The 1,535-nt window shown below is 32.2% G+C and carries 1 protein-coding gene; it reads left to right on the forward strand.

The genetic code is table 11. The features are described from left to right. Positions 1-321: 321 nt before the first annotated feature. Positions 322-1,305 carry a methyltransferase gene (locus IQ211_RS19155; RefSeq protein WP_189761384.1) on the forward strand — a complete coding sequence of 328 codons (984 nt, stop codon included), beginning with the start codon at positions 322-324 and terminating at the stop codon, positions 1,303-1,305. Positions 1,306-1,535 lie beyond the last annotated feature (230 nt).

Here is a 1,535-nt window from a genome sequence, read left to right on the forward strand (position 1 = left end):
TTACCGATTCGGTTTGTTGACAAAATCGACATTTCACTTCTACCGTTGCCATCTGATTTCCTGAAAAAGTGAGGAGTATACATGAGAAACAACAAATTGAATACGTGACCAGAGATTCTCACTTCAATTCCATACCTTAAAATATCTTATACTAAAATCAATATTAAAAAATAACACCACTTTCGCAAATAACCATTATTTATTAATGTTAATTAACATATTTAAACACACTAAAGCATTTAACAAAACACTATAAAAATTTATAATTCGATTTATTTCACTGAAACCTAAATAACCTACAAATGTTAAGGAAAATAAATAATGCTATCAGAAATGACCACTGCTTATCGTAAATCTAACGCATTGTTTGCTTTTGTAGAAAGCAAAGCACCACTATATTTAAGTACCCAAGATGGAAAGACTCTGGAACAGCTTGCTCAACTATGCCATGTTTCCCAAGATAGGTTCCATCGGCTATTGAATTATATGCAGTCTCTTAATGTATTAATAAAAAAAGATGATAAATTTTACCTTACAGAGCAATGTTCATCACTAAGTGATCCAAACAGTCTTGAAACACTACATGTAAAATTCGAATTAAGTCCAATCAGCTGGAATGCATGGTCACAATACAGTGCATCCTTAAGTAAAATAAATAGTAAATCGGCTTTTGAACTTAGTCATCAAGAGAAATTTTTTGACTATTTAAGTCATGAACATAATAAATCGCTTAAATCTACTTTTGATCATTTAATGACAAAAATTACCGACACAATGAATAAACATATTATTGAGCACATTCCCCTAAATGGTATTTCTTCAATCATGGATGTAGGAGGAGGTCAAGGCTCTTTAGCCAAAAATATAAAAATGCATTACCCACATATCCAATGCCACGTTATGGATCAGTATGATTTTGCTGAACGAGAATCAGAAGAAATCACTTTTATCAATGGCGATTTCTTTTCCTCTATTCCATCAGGATATGACGCTTATTGCATGAAAAATGTTTTGCATAATTGGCCAGATAATCAAGCCATTGATATTCTCAGAAATTGCCATAAGGCAATGGGTGAAGATTCCGTTTTATATATTATCGATATGCTTAAAGATCAAAATGATGCAGAGGCAGAGTCATTTGATTTACATATGGATATCCTTTTATCAGGTAAAGAACGGTATCAATCAGAATTTGAATCTGTAGCAAAACAGGCCGGACTCTCTATCACAAACACCTATAACCTGAATATTTCCCTAACGGGAGGTAGCCAATACATTATTGAAATGAAAAAAATAAAGTTTTAATAATCTGAATTTGAGATAAGAAATTGTGTCATTATTTTTTCTAACTCATCACTAGGATTATAAATAAAAAATTCACCTTTCATCAAAATTTGGGCATTTCTCTGCACACTTGCATACTTTATATACCAATCGTCATTGAAGATGCTTGATTTTTTATCCTAATCCGATCATGCTTGCGACCATGAAAATTCATCTGACACCAGAACAAAAACGCGCCCTTGAATTGATGC

It is taken from the genome of Xenorhabdus griffiniae (assembly GCF_015163655.1).
In the GTDB taxonomy this organism is placed as follows: domain Bacteria; phylum Pseudomonadota; class Gammaproteobacteria; order Enterobacterales; family Enterobacteriaceae; genus Xenorhabdus; species Xenorhabdus griffiniae.